At 45.2% G+C, this 15,115-nt stretch carries 15 protein-coding genes; 10 read left to right on the top strand and 5 right to left on the bottom strand.

Translation table 11 applies throughout. The annotated features are described in order from the left end of the window. Positions 1 to 9: 9 nt before the first annotated feature. The 4 genes from NLX78_RS19290 to NLX78_RS19275 all read right to left on the bottom strand — a co-directional run bounded on the left by NLX78_RS19290 (position 10) and on the right by NLX78_RS19275 (position 3,877). Positions 10 to 1,116 carry a sensor histidine kinase gene (locus tag NLX78_RS19290; RefSeq protein ID WP_250268205.1) on the bottom strand — a complete coding sequence of 369 codons (1,107 nt, stop codon included), beginning with the start codon at positions 1,114 to 1,116 and terminating at the stop codon, positions 10 to 12. Positions 1,117 to 1,131: 15 nt separating this feature from the next. Then, positions 1,132 to 1,833: a response regulator transcription factor gene (locus NLX78_RS19285; RefSeq protein WP_069291836.1), complete on the bottom strand. Its 702-nt coding sequence runs from the start codon at positions 1,831 to 1,833 to the stop codon at positions 1,132 to 1,134. 110 nt (positions 1,834 to 1,943) lie between these two features. Next, entirely contained in the window at positions 1,944 to 3,134 is a 1,191-nt protein-coding gene (locus tag NLX78_RS19280) for an acyltransferase (protein WP_254351296.1), read from the bottom strand. Positions 3,135 to 3,451: 317 nt separating this feature from the next. Continuing rightward, complete coding sequence (locus tag NLX78_RS19275; RefSeq protein WP_023988435.1) at positions 3,452 to 3,877, bottom strand: CHRD domain-containing protein; 426 nt, start codon at positions 3,875 to 3,877, stop codon at positions 3,452 to 3,454. Positions 3,878 to 4,045: 168 nt separating this feature from the next. On the opposite strand from NLX78_RS19275, the gene NLX78_RS19270 reads away from it, so the two are divergent. The 3 genes from NLX78_RS19270 (at position 4,046) to NLX78_RS19260 (ending at position 6,304) form a co-directional block, all read left to right on the top strand. Then, positions 4,046 to 4,468 carry a hypothetical protein gene (locus tag NLX78_RS19270; protein ID WP_254351295.1) on the top strand — a complete coding sequence of 141 codons (423 nt, stop codon included), beginning with the start codon at positions 4,046 to 4,048 and terminating at the stop codon, positions 4,466 to 4,468. A gap of 233 nt (positions 4,469 to 4,701) precedes the next feature. Further along, positions 4,702 to 5,865, top strand: coding sequence for a rhamnogalacturonan acetylesterase (locus NLX78_RS19265; RefSeq protein ID WP_254351294.1), 1,164 nt, complete (start codon positions 4,702 to 4,704; stop codon positions 5,863 to 5,865). A gap of 115 nt (positions 5,866 to 5,980) precedes the next feature. Continuing rightward, entirely contained in the window at positions 5,981 to 6,304 is a 324-nt protein-coding gene (locus tag NLX78_RS19260) for an MGMT family protein (RefSeq protein ID WP_023988438.1), read from the top strand. Between the two features lie 155 nt (positions 6,305 to 6,459). Here the strand turns inward: NLX78_RS19260 and NLX78_RS19255 are convergent, their stop codons facing one another. Continuing rightward, positions 6,460 to 6,648: a hypothetical protein gene (locus NLX78_RS19255; RefSeq protein ID WP_013370989.1), complete on the bottom strand. Its 189-nt coding sequence runs from the start codon at positions 6,646 to 6,648 to the stop codon at positions 6,460 to 6,462. Between the two features lie 318 nt (positions 6,649 to 6,966). On the opposite strand from NLX78_RS19255, the gene NLX78_RS19250 reads away from it, so the two are divergent. From NLX78_RS19250 to glpX, 7 genes are all read left to right on the top strand, one after another. Next, entirely contained in the window at positions 6,967 to 8,130 is a 1,164-nt protein-coding gene (locus NLX78_RS19250) for a TolC family protein (RefSeq protein ID WP_254351293.1), read from the top strand. 13 nt (positions 8,131 to 8,143) lie between these two features. After that, positions 8,144 to 9,604 carry an efflux RND transporter periplasmic adaptor subunit gene (locus NLX78_RS19245; RefSeq protein WP_254351292.1) on the top strand — a complete coding sequence of 487 codons (1,461 nt, stop codon included), beginning with the start codon at positions 8,144 to 8,146 and terminating at the stop codon, positions 9,602 to 9,604. Positions 9,605 to 9,610: 6 nt separating this feature from the next. Then, positions 9,611 to 10,330 carry an ABC transporter ATP-binding protein gene (locus NLX78_RS19240; RefSeq protein WP_254351291.1) on the top strand — a complete coding sequence of 240 codons (720 nt, stop codon included), beginning with the start codon at positions 9,611 to 9,613 and terminating at the stop codon, positions 10,328 to 10,330. Beyond that, positions 10,327 to 11,538 carry an ABC transporter permease gene (locus NLX78_RS19235; protein ID WP_254351290.1) on the top strand — a complete coding sequence of 404 codons (1,212 nt, stop codon included), beginning with the start codon at positions 10,327 to 10,329 and terminating at the stop codon, positions 11,536 to 11,538. Before NLX78_RS19240 ends, NLX78_RS19235 begins: the two co-directional genes overlap by 4 nt. Positions 11,539 to 11,774: 236 nt before the next feature. Beyond that, on the top strand, positions 11,775 to 12,389 hold the full coding sequence (locus NLX78_RS19230; protein ID WP_223822107.1) for a helix-turn-helix transcriptional regulator: 615 nt from the start codon (positions 11,775 to 11,777) through the stop codon (positions 12,387 to 12,389). Between the two features lie 13 nt (positions 12,390 to 12,402). Beyond that, positions 12,403 to 13,206 (top strand): pyruvate, water dikinase regulatory protein, encoded by an 804-nt coding sequence (locus NLX78_RS19225; protein ID WP_069291845.1) that lies wholly within the window; start codon positions 12,403 to 12,405, stop codon positions 13,204 to 13,206. 147 nt (positions 13,207 to 13,353) lie between these two features. Then, entirely contained in the window at positions 13,354 to 14,331 is a 978-nt protein-coding gene (gene glpX, locus NLX78_RS19220) for a class II fructose-bisphosphatase (protein WP_013310165.1), read from the top strand. The last annotated feature ends 784 nt before the right edge of the window (positions 14,332 to 15,115 follow it).

Genomic DNA, 15,115 nt, shown 5'->3' with positions numbered 1-15,115 from the left:
GTAGACTGCCTAAAGAGCATGATACAGGGGAAAACGGGTTTCAAAATCTGTTTGTCTGCGATTACTCCTAACCGAAATGCGGCCATCGTGCAGCTCAGTAATACTTTTTGTAATCGCAAGGCCCAGTCCGGTGCCCCCAGTTTCCTTGGAACGTGATTTATCCACCCGGTAAAACCGCTCAAACAAGTGCGGGACATCTTCCGCAGGAATTGGGGTGCCGTAGTTGGTGCAGATTACCACCGCCTCGTCGTCTTCGCGTCCTATGGTGATATCGAGGCGTTTGCCGTCTTTTCCGTATCGAATAGCGTTGGAAAACAAATTTTCATACAGGCGTACCAGCTCGTCAGTATCGGCTAGAATCCGAACAGGCTCGACGATTCGGACACGGTAGGACATGCCCGCCTGTTCCAGCGAGGGTACAAATTCCTCAGCAAGCTGAGTGAGCAATTTGCCGACATCTACAGGCTCCAGCTCCAGTGGCAGACTGCCACCGCTCACACGCGTGTATTCAAATAGCTCGTCGATCAGCTTTTTTAGCGTCAATGACTTTTCATAAGCAATGTTCACATAATAGCGCAGCTCAATTTCATCCCGATAGCGGTCGGTTTCAATATATTCCAAAAAACCGATCACGGATGTTAGCGGGGTACGAAGATCATGAGATACGCCGGTGATCAGGTCGTTTTTGGCTTTGGCGGAAGCCCGTTCTTCTTCCAGTGAGAGACGGAGCTTGTCCGCCATGGTGTTCATATTTTTCGCCAAGGTACCCAGCTCGTCCGCTGAAGAAACAGGAATCGTATAGGACAGATCTCCATCAGCAAACTCCTGCATCCCCGTCGTAATTTCGCGAAGGTAGCCAATCGTATTTTTGGTAAAAAGGAAAAAGAAATAGATATATGTAGGTAGCCCGCCCACCAGCATGATCAGTGGGGATCCAATGTGATTTACGGTCCAGCGAACCAGACGGGTGCCAAAAAATGAACGGGAAGGGTTCAGCCATAGCAGCAAAGATGCTCCATAATAAAACACCATCAAAATCAGTCCGGTTAGAGCGAAAGCGGCAAGGCTAAGGGCTGCCAGCTTCCATCCCAACGTGTCATATCGTTTTGCCTTCAAGACGTGAATCCTCCATTAATCGAATTTTTCCATTTTGTAGCCGATGCCCCACACCGTTTTCAGGTATTTGGGTTTTCTCGGATCAGTCTCAATTTTCTCGCGAATTTTACGCACATGAACCATCAGCGTATTGTTGGATTCCAGATATTGCTCTTTCCACACTTTTTCATAGATCTGCTCCATGCTCAGTACTTGACCACGATTACGGGCCAACAGCTCGACAATGGCAAATTCGCGCGGGGTCAGCTTAATGGATTCTCCGGCGAGAGTGATCTCATGCGTAGCAGAATTAATGGTGAGTTCATCCAGTATCATTTCATGCTCCAATGCAGGGGAGGAGTGGGTATATTTCCGTACTCTGCGGAGCTGGGATTTGATGCGTGCCACCAGCTCCAACGGGCTGAATGGCTTAGTGACATAATCATCGGCTCCAACGCTAAGTCCTGTGATTTTGTCCATATCTTGTCCCTTCGCAGACAACATAATAATCGGAAAATGCTCGGTTTCCCTGATCTTCATGCAAGCTTCAACCCCGTCCATATTGGGCATCATCACATCAAGCACCATCACATCTATCGATTCCCGACTGACTTGCTCCAGCGCTTCCAGTCCGTCCCGTGCCATGAGCAGTCGATATCCTTCATTTTCCAAATAAATTTGCATCAGCTTAATAATTTCAGGTTCATCGTCTACTAATAAAATGGTTCCGTTATGCATGGTTGCGCACCCTTTCTGTTCTTTCTAGCAGTAAACAATATGGGCGTATTATATACCTTTTTAAAGATGGAGGCTATGGACACTCATCTCAGTTCGCTTGCTTGGGGTCGTCAGCCTTTGGATAGGGCTGTTTCAGTTGAAGAAATGCGGTTTTCTTGCTTGAATTGTCTTTTTTCTATTTCTGGTAGTTGACCGAACAAGATCCAAGCAAATGGCAGGAAACGGGAGATGATCGACACGACGAGCCAAGAGCAAAGAAGTGCAAAGAAAAAACCTCCGGCATACCACACATGAATAAGCTGCGGAGAACCGATATGTGGTGAAAACTGCCGATACAGGAGCAGGAAGAATGGATGAACCAGATACACACCAAACGACAGTGTGCCCAGACGTTCCAGTTTGCGAGTGACAAAGGAATGTTGTCGTCTAAACATTAAAAAGCAAATCTGTAGTATTACCAGCGTGCTAGACAGGCTGTACATATTATACATAAGTTCAAAAACTAGCGAATTGTACGAGATTCCGTACATTCTATTTTCGTACCACATATAGACATGCATGGTGGCTGAAATCAGCCATAAACCCCAAATTGCGATCCATGTCAGCACGCCGGCAACACTTCGTTCCCCCTTACGCATCAGAAACCACGTTTTCAGCTGTGGGTAGTAGTAACCGAGAGCAGCACCCAGCATGTAGCAGGCTATATAAGACAGTGCCCAACTGCCCTTATTTTGAACCTGAAATAGAAATTTATTTCCAATAACAAATGACCACTGTACCAATAGCCCAAGGACAATAGACCATTGTGGAAGTTGCCGACAACGCTGGAACAGCCACAGTACGAATGGAAATGCGAGATAGAATTGCATCATGATAAAAATATAATATAAATGAGTATAAGCTTTGCCTGTGGCCAGTTTCAGAGCAAAGCTCTTCGCAAGTGTGGCTATACTCCATGGTTCGGAGCTGCCAGCTATAAGGGACAGGATGAAATAAAACAGGGAGAACATGACGTAGGGTAAGAGTATGTACAGCAATCTCTGCTTATAAAAGCGGGTCAAGAGCTGTCGTCCCAACGGACGATCCTTGTAGTTGTAGAACAGCACCATGTTGCTAAGCGCGATAAATACAGGGGTGCCATACTTCATCAACACATTGAGCGCATTATATACAACATAAAGACTGGAATTTGTAAGCTGAACCGTTGCATAAGAAGTGGCATGTACCATCAAGACGGCTAAAATCGCCATGGCTCTGACCAACTGCAATTCGGGAATTTTTTCTTTGGTCTTAGGCTTCATAAGCTTCATTTCCTTTCAGGAGTGAACTGTATCTTGTTGAACTCTTTCTATTAAAAGATAAAGTTCTTAACAACCTGAAAGGGAACGGCTTAAGAAACGCTTATGAACTTCTTAACTTTTGTTAAGAATTGAGGATTTTGCAAAAATCCCATAAGCGACTTCCAATGAACAAGATATAGATCGAAATGGTTTAGTTCGTCTATATATTGCACTTCGGAGCGACTGGAATCGAATTTGCAAAATCCTGAATTAAAAAGAACTTCCATAGGCTCAAAATGAGCAGCTTGGAAGTTCTTTTTAATACTCATGTTCATTCGTTATTTGCAACGTTTGATAGGTGCGCGTCTGATTTGTCCACGAATGGCACCGTTCGGATGACGGATCGTGTGGACATTGACGTAGGCATTGCCCTCTCTAATTTGGCATACCAAATCATAAATGGTTCTGCCTCTGAGCGGACCGGTAAGATCACATGCACGAAGCACGCCGCTAACGACGCCTCTTCTAACGGTTATTCCAAACTTCGAAGGACCAAACAGTGTAGCAACAACAGGGCCATTTTCACCTCTTCGTCCCAGATGAATATGCGCTTCGGTTACCCGTGAAATATTGCGTACAGTCAGTTCAAAGCTTAATTGTTGGCTCGTTGGACGGTAACGAAATTCGGCTGTTCCTGTCGCATTTGTTCTGACAGGAGGCACTTCATTAGCCCCCCTTAAGGTGGCTCTAAACTTATTAGACATGACATCCCTCCTTTCCCAGTGTTGGTTTAGTGTATTCACAGGGCCAGAGAAAGGGCTGTACATTAGCCTATTCATCCAAAGTTGTGTGTTTTACAAGTTATTCAGTCCAAGCACAAAACAAACTTTTTCATAGTCTATGAGTATCTGCTAGAGAGAGGAGGGGAAACCATGGGAACATTTATTGATGGAAGAACATCCCAAAATGCTTCGACAGCCAACTCTATTGCCATTCCGATCACTGTTTTAAATACACCTCAATTGTTCGGGCAGATCGGATTAAACACACAGGGAGCTACAGGTACGCCACGGGTTCTGCTTAAAGGAACCATATCGCTTCAACTTCCGCTTGCTTTAGTCGGGATAACGATCACTATTGTAAGAGGTACCCTGGTCACTGACCCTGTTGTTTATTCGGCTACGTCTACTTTTAGTTTGAGTTTATTAGCTCCACAGGTTATTGCGTTCTCAGCTGATGACTTTAACCCGCCGATTACACCACAATTGGTTTATACAGCTTTTGTTTCTGCTAACCTGCTGGGTACAGTACGAGTAGGTCCAGAGAGCTTTGACGGAATTCTGGCTGCGGATTAATGTAGTAATTTTGATATGACGAAATATGCTTCATAAAGCTTCGCAGTTGTAACTGCGAAGCTTTTTTTGTGTACAAGTACAAGTTTCAGCTTAACGAATAAACTACTTTTCTTTTGCATAAGAATTACATAGGTATAACCCTGCAACAATGAGTAGAATTTTATGTATGCGTTTACAAAAAAACAAAATGTCCTTTGCTTCATACAATTAAAGATTTGGAGGAGGAATGAAGAATGAAGTGGAAAAAAGGATTGACTGGTATGCTTTTAGCAGCTTTTTTATGTGGTGTACCAGGTGTGGGCATAGCTACCCCGGCACATGCATCCGCTGGCGAGTACAAGTTTGATTTTGGTGGAGGTACGGTCGAAACGGGTTATACTGGAGTGAGCGCTTCGCTGTCCTATGACTCAGCACGTGGCTATGGATTTCGTACCCCTGAGAATATGCGTAATGTCAGTGCTTCGGGGACTGGAGTAGCAAGTGATGCGGTACGGTTTCTGACTACAGGTACGAAAAGCGAGAATACTTTTGACGTTGATCTTCCTCCTGGTTTGTATGAGGTGTCGGTTACTTTAGGAGATACCTCTCGTTCGAGTATTGCGGCTGAAGGGGTATATCAGGTCATTAATATGACAGGGAATGGGGCCAAGGATCGCTTTCAAATTCCAGTGACAGATGGACAGCTAAATCTGCTGGTTACTGAAGGCAAAGAGGGCGCGGTCTTCACACTCAGTGCATTGGAAATCAAGCAATTATCTAGCAATCCGGTTACGAATCGAACGATTTATATCGGTGGAGATTCTACGGTTTGTAACTATTATCCGCTAGATAGCAGCGTGCAGGCGGGATGGGGTCAACTGCTGCCAGAGTTTGTGAACACGAATACTTTTCAAATTCGCAATATGGCGTCAGGAGGCCAAATTGCTAGAGGCTTCCACCAGGACGGTCAGTTGGAGGCCATCGTCCAATATATCAAGCCGGGGGATTATTTCATTCTCCAATTGGGCATTAATGACACCAATCCAAAGCATAACGAAAGCGAAGCGGAGTTTAAGGACTGGATGCGGGATATGATCCGGCAGGTTAAGGCCAAGGGGGCGACGGTAATCCTGTCAACTCCGCAAGGACGAGCCACTGACTTTAATGCTAACAACAATGTACACAACGCAGAAAATAGATGGTATAGAAGCGCTATTTTGGCGCTGGCTCAAGAGGAACAAACGCCTTTAGTCGATCTGAATGTTCTTAGCTCAGCTTATTTCACTTCTATTGGTAAAGACGCTACACTGGCCTTGTATATGAACGGCGATACACTCCATCCAAACTATGAAGGTGCAAGAGAACTGGCCCGATTGGTAGCACAGGATTTAAAAAGGCAGGGTCTGAGCGGATTCTAAATTTAAATTATGGGTTTTCCCCTGCTTCTTGCATTCGTAGGAGCAGGGGTTTTTAGCCTCTGTTCAAGGTGCTATAATTATTGAAAAAGCAATAGTAATACGGAGGAATTAGAACATGCAGCCTTTCACTGCCCGTGTGCTTCAAATTATACTGTTGATCCCTGAGGGAAAAGTAATGACTTACGGTCAAATTGCGGCAGAGGCCGGAAGCCCAAGAGGTGCCAGGCAGGTGGTGCGAATTTTGCATACATTGAGCCAAAAACACCGACTTCCTTGGCATAGAGTAGTCAACCGCTTGGGGGAGATTGCTTTGCAGGAGGATGAGTCCGCATCCCTGCAGCGTCTGTATTTGGAGGAGGAAGGCATACGTTTTAATGAAAGCGGGCGTATTCCACTAGATCAATATCTCTATGATCCGCAAGCGGAGATGGAAGAATAGGAACGGAACAAGCTATGCGGTTTTATATTAGATTTGATTATCACAAAAATCCGGGACAAATCAATTATCGATTTGTCCCGGATTTTTTTCATCTAGCATACGAAGAGATAACTAGAGGTAATCTGTTATTTATAGCATAAGATTCACTTGTCAGTTTATCCAATAAGATGCTGCTGATCCCGTTGGGCAAGGTGAAAAGAAATGCTGTTCATCAGCGGTATATCATTATTTTTCCGGGCTTCCCGGATTAGTTGTTTCTTTTTTTGTTCTGATTCACGTAAAAAGCGGGTCATCCACAAATCAGACGGTTCGTTAGTGGTTGTCATGCGAGATTCTTTTATCATCTATTAACCCTCCCAGTGAGCGGCTGTTATTCTTTCTCTAGTATATGTTCCAAACCTTAATAGATGCTGTTGGTTTCCTTAAAATTAGCTGAAAATTAGGTAAAGTTCAGGTAAAAATAGGTTGAATCGATATCTGTTTGGACGAAAAGTAGTATAAAGCGAGTAATTTGGAAGTAAAGGTTACAAAAATGTATTGTTTTGACACCTTGTACCAACATAAACCTGAAAGTACAATTAGAATACAAAGAGTTTGTGGAAATTTATGTCGAAAAGAATGGAAATGATTCGAAGAATGCACGAAAGGGGAGAGATTCATCTATGAAGCAAAAAGCGGCTGCCGTGCTGCTTGTATTGTCCTTATCATCAGGCTTGGCCTCCACTGTACAGGCTGAGAGTTTATCAGGAAATGTAGCGTCAAGTACGTCAGTTAGTCCATCCGCTGGGGCTACATCGAAGACATCATCCGTAACGGGTCAGGCTTTACCTACATTAACACTTAAGCAGGCCGCGGAATGGGCACAGACGAACAGTTACAATACGCGTACCGCCGAACGGGACGTAGAGCGTCACAGAATGGAACTAAAAAATGCAGAAAAGGATCTGGGGAATGCATTTGTTGATTTTATAGACGGCGAATATGTTGATGATAATACCTCTTGGAGAAGTTATAACTCTTCGACGCTATCTTATCTAGCCAGCAAAAAGCAGGCGCAGTTCGCCAAAGACCAGATTTATTTTAATGTGATGAAAAGCTACCAAAGTGTGTTTGTAGCAGAAAACCAGGTGAAAAATGATCTGGAAGCGCTTGAAATTGCTCAAGCGGAGGAAAAGATTGCACTTGCCAAATTTGCGCGCGGCAAGCTGTCTGAGTATGCAAAAAACGAGAGTACACAGGCCAGAAGCCAGGCTCAGCAAACAGTAGAGCAGGGGAAAATTGCGTTACAAAAATCCAGAGATGCTCTGAACTTCCTTATGGGACAGCCTAATGGAACAGCTTATGAATTGGTTGATCGACCCGTGTACAAGGAACCAAAAAAACTGGATATCGAATTACATATACAACAGCTGACAGACATGAATCCGAATTTATGGAAGCTGGAGGATAGTATCAAAACTTCGGAGCTCAATGTGAGATACTTCGATTTTAACAGCGGCGCAGGTGCTTACGATCTAGCTAAAATGGATGTCGATACAGCCAAAGAGGAGCTAGCCAAAGGTCAAAAGGATTTTGCCGAATCACTCCGCAATTTGTATGCCACGGTTAAGGAAAACCAAAAGAAATACGTACAACTGGAAGAAAGTTTGCGTACGGCAAAAGAGGCCTTGGAGTTATCACGCAAAAAGTGGGCCAGAGGTCTAATTATCGAGACGGAGTTGAAAAATAATCAGCTAAAAGTGAACCAGATTGAACGGCAAATGGAAGAGCTGGCGATCGAGTTGGATCAAAATGAGTATACGTTGAACAAGCCATGGAGCACATAGGGAGGAAAAGGCGTTGGCAGAAACGGTTTTAAATGATGCTTTAATCAAGTTACGGAAAAAACGGAGAAAAAAGTGGATATGGACTGCAATTGTTCTACTGGTTGTAGGTGGAGGCGGAGCGGCAGTATATCTGAATCTGCCCAAGGAGCAGGAGGCACCTTTAGTTCAGGATGAGACGCTTAAAGTAGAGCGCGGCGATGTGAGTGAGAAGCTGGACACGTCCGGCACTGTGCAAGCATCCAAGGAAGTGAAGTTAAACTTCACGAGTGCAGGTGATAACAAGCTGGCAGCGGTAAATGTGAAAGCCGGGGACAAGGTGAAAAAAGGACAGGTGCTGGCTCTTCTGGACAGTTCAGAAATTAAAATGCAAATTCAGACTGCGTCTGATACTTTGGAAATATCCAAAGCCAAGCTGGCTGAATTAGAAAAAGGTCCGAAGGCAGAGGATATTGAAATTCAGAAGACAAATGTACTTCGGGCCAAAATGGCTATCGATACAGCGCAAGAATCATTTGAATTGGAAGAAGCCGAAAGTCAGAAGAAAACTTCCCAAAAGCTGTTGGAACAGGCGCGAAAGGCATATGAAGACCAAAAGTTTTTACATGATGCCGGTGCGGTGTCCAACAGTGAATTGGAGCAGGCAGAGCAAGCACTGGATAAAGCACAGACGGACTATGATGGTCTGGATCTGCAGTTCCGCAAAATCATGTCGCAAAAACGTCGCACCATTTCAGAAGCTGAAATCGGATATCGTACGGCAATGGCAGAGCTTCGCAAAATTCAGGTTCCGGCTGATGCATCCAATATTCAAGCCTCACGGATAGAGGTTCGAAGACAGGCGACGGAACTGGAGCAGAAGAAAAATGAATTGAACAAGCTTCAGGTCACAGCACCTTGGGACGGAGTGATCTTGAAGGTGAACGGGGATGTGGGGACCAGTCCGACCGCTCCATTCATTGTCATGAATAACTCGGATTCCAACGATCTTAAGGTAGTTGTAAAGGTAAGTCAGACCGACATTGTCAAAGTAAAGAAGGGTCTTTCAGCCGTGTTGACTACCAATGCCTATCCGGGTGAATCTTTTCCTGGGAAAGTGCAGTTCGTCTCACCGGAAGCTTCTACGGATGAAGGGATGACGACGTATCTGATGGAACTGTCTGTTCACGACCCGAAAGCAAAGCTTAAAACAGGCATGATTATGAATGTGGCCGTTATTTTGGGAGTACACAAAAATGTACTGTTCGTTCCTGCGACTGCGCTGAGATCCGAAGGAGGACAGGACGGCGTGTATGTTTCCGCTAATAACGCTGCGAATCCGGGGGCACGCACATTCAAGCCCGTAGAACTTGGATTTTACACCCCAGACCGTGTAGAGCTTAAGTCCGGTGTTAAGGAGGGTGACACGATTATTGTGCCTGCTCCTGAACCTCCGCCGGACCCTTCCGCTATGGGTGGCATGCAGGGAGGCTTTTAAAAGGGTATGAGATACGTCATTCAGATTGAGGATTTGAAAAAAGTGTACCAGGTAGGAGATCAGGAAATTCATGCCCTGCGAGAGGTACAACTTAATATTGCTGACGGTGATTTTGTTGCGATCATGGGACCGTCTGGATCAGGCAAGTCCACGATGATGAATGTCATCGGCTGTCTGGATTTACCTACATCGGGACAATTTTATTTGGATGGCTATTCGATATTAGATGCCCGCGAGGATGAACTGGCTATTATACGTAATCAGAAAATCGGATTTGTATTTCAAAAATTCCATTTGCTCCCGCGAGCAACGGCTTTGGAGAATGTGGAACTGCCTATGATCTATGCAGGTATTTCTGCCAAGGAGCGTCGTTTGCGGGCAATGGAAGCCCTCACTAGCGTAGGTCTAGGCGATCGGATGAACAATAGGCCGAACGAATTGTCAGGCGGTCAGCAGCAGCGGGTATCCATTGCGCGCGCACTTGTGAACAATCCGGTTATTCTCTTGGCGGATGAACCAACAGGGGCTTTGGATTCCAAAACAAGTGTGGAAATCATGGGGATTTTTCAGCGGCTGAACGATCAGGGGAAAACGGTTGTACTGGTTACTCATGATCAAGAGGTTGCGGAATATGCCAAGCGTCTGATTCACTTTCGGGATGGGCGGATTGAAAAGGATCAGCCTGTTGAGGAACGAAGAATGGCGGCAGAGGAAGTGAAGGCATGAAGTTTCAGGAAATTATTCGTGTATCGCTCAACAGTTTGCGCACCAATATGCTGCGATCCTTACTGACCATGGTGGGCATTATTATTGGAGTGTCCGCTGTGATTGCGATTGTAGCCATTGGTAAAGGATCAACGGCTACGATTACATCGCAGATCAACAGTATGGGAAATAACCTGCTGATGATTTATCCTTTTGCTCCATATGATGGATCAAGTTCCATGTCGTTTAATCAGACGAAAGGAATATCACTTGAAGATATCGAGGCGCTAGAGCAGCAAAAAGCAGTAGCCGAGGTGGCGCCAAGTGCGATGACCAATGCAGATATTACATGGAGTCGCAATAAGGTCAGCGGGCAAATTGAGGGGACTTCGCTGGAATTTGTTCATGTGAGAAAGTTGTCGCTCGCTCAGGGCAGATCGTTTACCCACTATGAAGTGGATAAACGATTGAATGTGGCCGTGCTTGGGAGTGATGCGGCTCGTAATATTTTCGGCCCGGATGCCTCCAAAGCGGTAGGTGAGATCATTATGATCAAGCAATTGCCCTTTAAGGTGGTTGGTGTGCTGGCCAATGCCAATTCCAATATGAGTAACAGCGGACAGCAGGTATATGTGCCAATCACAACGGGGATGGAACGGCTAGGTAATATGAGCATTCAGCAGGTAGATGCCTCGGCAACAACGGAGGACAAGATTGATCAGGCAAGTGCTGAAATTCGGCAGGTGCTACGGGCCAGGCATGAGCTAAAGCCATCAGAGGGCGATGATTTTCAAATTATGACCCAGACGGAAATCTTAAAAAAAGTGTCCGGGGTTGAACGGGTTATGAATATGTTGCTGATCGGCGTGGCTGCAATTGCGCTTGGCGTTGGCGGTGTGGGTATTATGAATATTATGTTGGTGTCCGTCACGGAGCGTACGAGAGAGATCGGAATTCGCAAAGCGATTGGTGCACAGCGCAGTGATATTATGCTGCAGTTTGTGGCTGAGGCTGTTTTTCTCAGTCTGATGGGTGGACTGGTCGGCGTAATGGTGGGTCTTGGGGGTGCAAAACTGCTTGAGAAATTCGTCCAATTGCCGATTGTGTATTCGATAGAGCCCGTGCTGTACTCTTTTCTGTGCTGTATGGCAGTCGGGGTGTTGTTCGGAGTATATCCGGCGCGGAAGGCGTCGAAGCTACGTCCGATTGATGCTTTAAGATACGAATAAGGGAGCGGGTACTTCGCCTTACTCGAAAGAGCAGGGTGTAAGTACCCGTTTTTTGTGTGTAATAAGTGTTTTAAATGATGAAAAGACATGAATAAACACTTTAGTTTTATATATATGATGTTTTATATGATTTTTAAGGTTGATTTATTGTTATATATGACGTATTATATTCAATATCAGATCAAAAGAAAAAAGGAGGGACGTTCATCATCGACCTTACGGCAAGACAAGTAGAAATTTTAAACATTGTACAAAAGCATGCCCCGATTACCGGGGATCAGATTGCGGAAATGCTTAATCTCAGCAAGGCGACCATTCGGACCGACTTATCCAAATTGGGCATTCTGAATTACATAGATGCAAAGCCCAAGGTCGGATATTTTGTTGGAAAGCGGGGCACGCCAAATCGGGAGGAGAAATTCCGGCTGTTGCAAATGAAGGTCGGCGATCTTCATGGGGTTCCAGTCATCGTACGTGAAACAACAACGATTCAGGAAGCTGTCGTGGCTCTCTTTTTGGAAAATGTGAGCAATTTGATCGTCACCGATGAAGACGGAGATTTGGCAGGGGTAGCTTCCCGCAAGGATTTGCTTAAGGTAACGTTAGGCAATCCCAATGCAGCAACCATTCCTGTCAGCCTTGTGATGACCCGACAGGCGAATGTTGTCACCGTTTCCCCAGAGGATACGGTATTAGAGGCAGCGCGCAAAATTATTGCCCGTCAAATCGACAGCCTGCCTGTCGTCGTCCCTTCCGACTCCGACAAGCCAGGGGAGCACTGGAAAGTCGTGGGACGCATTACAAAAACGAATATTATTAAAATGTTGCTCGATATGGTAGCAGAGGATTAATGGGAGGAATCAAATGGTTCAGGCGAGCAGTCATTTTATAGCGATCTGTTCAGACTCGATTGGTGAGACGGCAGAAGCTGTCGTACAGGCGACCATGCGCCAATTTGAGTTACCAGACACAGAGATCAAAAGATTTATGAACGTGAGGGATGAAGACGAGCTGAGCCGGGTGATGGAGGAAGTTGCCGAGCGTAAAGGCTTTGTAGCTTATACGCTGGTACAGCCGGAATTGAGAGAGGCGATGAAAGAGGAGGCTGTCCGGCTGAATGTGCGGGCTGTCGACATTATGGGACCGATGATGCAGGCGTTTGCCGATACGTTCCATGACGATCCCAAAGAGAAGCCTGGTCTGCTGCATCGACTGGACGACAACTATTTTCGCCGTGTAGAGGCCTTGGATTTTGCGGTTCAATACGATGATGGCAAAGATGTGAGCGCCATTCTTAAAGCGGATATTGTATTGCTTGGGGTATCCCGTATTTCCAAAACCCCTTTATCCATGTTTCTCGCGCATAAAGGTTATAAAACGGTCAACATACCGGTTGTACCGGAGCTGACACCCCCTGTTCAGTTGAAGGATGTTCAGCGTGGTCGAGTGTTCGGATTAACGATCGAGCCAGAGTTACTGTTAAAAATACGCAGTGAGCGACTAAAGGTTATGGGGCTTCCTAATAATGTGCAGTATGCTACAGCGACGAGGGTGGAAGAGGAAATAGCGTATGCGCAGTCTTTGTTTAAAGAGCTGAATTGTCCGGTTATTGATGTTACAGATAAGGCGATTGAAGAGACGGCAGGTTTGATTATCAGAATGTTATAGAGCCTAGTAGTTGCTCATATAACTAAAAATTAAAATCGTAGGATACAGGAGTTTAATAGATAAATAGAAAGATTGCAGCAAAAATGCCCTAAATAATTCATTTGTTTAAGGGTAACAATTATTTTTAGGAGAGGTGGAGGGATAGGTATGGAGAGTCAAATGGCTTTGGAATTCGTTCGGGTAACAGAGGCAGCGGCACTGCAATCAGCACAATGGACAGGGCGTGGAGATAAGAATAGCGCGGACGAGGCGGCTACGGTAGCCATCCGCACTCATTTTAATGCGGTATCCATGGACGGCACGGTCGTCATTGGCGAAGGCGAAATGGATGAGGCTCCCATGCTGTATATCGGAGAAAGAGTAGGCAATCGTAGAGGACCGGCTATGGACATCGCTGTCGATCCACTAGAGGGAACCGAAACAGTAGCAAATGGTTTGAATAACGCTCTGTCGGTCATTGCTGCTGCACCTCGTGGTAGTCTACTCCACGCTCCAGATATGTACATGCAAAAAATGGCCGTTGGCCCGGCATTGGCTGGAAAGCTGTCACTTGAGGACCCAATCCCAACTACATTGTCAAAAGCTGCACGAGTACTCGGTAAATCCTTGTCTGATCTTACCGTGTCCATTCTGGATCGTACACGGCACGCCGGGATCATCAAGCTTCTGCGGGAAAGCGGCGTTCGAATCAAATTGCTTGGCCATGGGGATGTGATGGGCGCGATTGAAACATGCCTGGATAGCGGTGTGGATTTGCATATCGGTTCTGGTGGCGCTCCTGAGGGTGTATTGGCCGCTGCAGCGCTAAAATGCATGGGCGGAGAAATTCAGGGTCGTCTGCTGCCTCATGGTGAAGAAGAGATTGAGCGTTGCAAACGTATGGGCATTACTGACCCCGGTGCGTTGCTTTCCATGGATGATATGGTCGGACGCCAAGGCGTGATGTTTGTGGCTACAGGTGTGACACCTGGAGAGTGGTTGCAGGGGGTTCGTTCTCTTCCCGGTCACAGAGCGGAAACTCATTCAGTCGTAATGCACTCGGAAACAAAAACGATTCGCTTCGTTCGGAGTATTCATCATACAGCTGATTCTTCCGGTACGCTTGCGGTAGCGGCATCCTCTTGAATATTGAAGTCATGGCTTCCTAAATCTGTTTCCACAGTAGGCAAAAGGTTCTTCTTCACCTTGCATCGTCCAGAGGTGAACTCGAAGCAGGAGTTTGCGTATGCTGTAAACACAATACGGAGATTAAGTTTATCGTTTAACAAACGAGGAACGATAGTTCAATAAAACAGCGGTATCTAGGACTCGTCTAAAGATACCGCTGTTTTTCATATTTCGGGATCAATCTTACTGTCATAGAGCAGATGAAGTTATCAACTCTTGGAATACGCATCGAGTAACCTCACTTTCATTGAGTGACGTAAGCATAATTGTTTTTGCCATAACTAATTGACAAAGCAAATCCTTATGTAAAATTAGAATAACACAGATTTAAGTAATACTTCCGCCTATTGGCATTATGAATTACTTTGGTGTTTATCTATAGTTGTCTATTAAAAGGAATTAATTGCAAGTAGAATTAATTTGGTATACGTGTTAAATTACTAGTCCAGCCGATAAAACAAGATCAAAGAATTTTAATAAGTTTGAACAAGCTGGAAATTTTTACAGGTAGACTTAATTGCTTTAAATTGATATATTGTTAGTCCAGCCCGAAAATGATTATTAAAAATCTGGGTTGGATGAATCGCCTGGAATTATTTACAGGTTGAATGAATCAGATGAAAATGTTATACTATTATTCTGGCTCAAACAAAGCCGCATGAAAATTTGATCTTTGAAAACTGAACAACGAGTGAGTACGGATTTTGTTTACAAAATCCAACGCTGAGATTTTGGTACATGC

Source organism: Paenibacillus sp. Lou8.1 (assembly GCF_024213565.1).
In the GTDB taxonomy this organism is placed as follows: domain Bacteria; phylum Bacillota; class Bacilli; order Paenibacillales; family Paenibacillaceae; genus Paenibacillus; species Paenibacillus polymyxa_B.
Note: the sequence above shows the minus strand (reverse complement) of the source record. Positions and strands in the feature narration are given on the sequence as shown.

Excerpts from the sequence above, each read along its gene's own strand:
- NLX78_RS19225 (WP_069291845.1), top strand. The coding sequence starts at position 12,403 with ATGGTTCAGGCGAGCAGTCATTTTATAGCGATCTGTTCAGACTCGATT.
- NLX78_RS19250 (WP_254351293.1), top strand. The coding sequence starts at position 6,967 with ATGAAGCAAAAAGCGGCTGCCGTGCTGCTTGTATTGTCCTTATCATCA.
- NLX78_RS19265 (WP_254351294.1), top strand. The coding sequence starts at position 4,702 with ATGAAGTGGAAAAAAGGATTGACTGGTATGCTTTTAGCAGCTTTTTTA.
- NLX78_RS19270 (WP_254351295.1), top strand. The coding sequence starts at position 4,046 with ATGGGAACATTTATTGATGGAAGAACATCCCAAAATGCTTCGACAGCC.
- NLX78_RS19260 (WP_023988438.1), top strand. The coding sequence starts at position 5,981 with ATGCAGCCTTTCACTGCCCGTGTGCTTCAAATTATACTGTTGATCCCT.
- NLX78_RS19240 (WP_254351291.1), top strand. The coding sequence starts at position 9,611 with ATGAGATACGTCATTCAGATTGAGGATTTGAAAAAAGTGTACCAGGTA.
- NLX78_RS19235 (WP_254351290.1), top strand. The coding sequence starts at position 10,327 with ATGAAGTTTCAGGAAATTATTCGTGTATCGCTCAACAGTTTGCGCACC.
- glpX (WP_013310165.1), top strand. The coding sequence starts at position 13,354 with ATGGAGAGTCAAATGGCTTTGGAATTCGTTCGGGTAACAGAGGCAGCG.
- NLX78_RS19275 (WP_023988435.1), bottom strand. The coding sequence starts at position 3,877 with ATGTCTAATAAGTTTAGAGCCACCTTAAGGGGGGCTAATGAAGTGCCT.
- NLX78_RS19285 (WP_069291836.1), bottom strand. The coding sequence starts at position 1,833 with ATGCATAACGGAACCATTTTATTAGTAGACGATGAACCTGAAATTATT.
- NLX78_RS19255 (WP_013370989.1), bottom strand. The coding sequence starts at position 6,648 with ATGATAAAAGAATCTCGCATGACAACCACTAACGAACCGTCTGATTTG.
- NLX78_RS19280 (WP_254351296.1), bottom strand. The coding sequence starts at position 3,134 with ATGAAGCCTAAGACCAAAGAAAAAATTCCCGAATTGCAGTTGGTCAGA.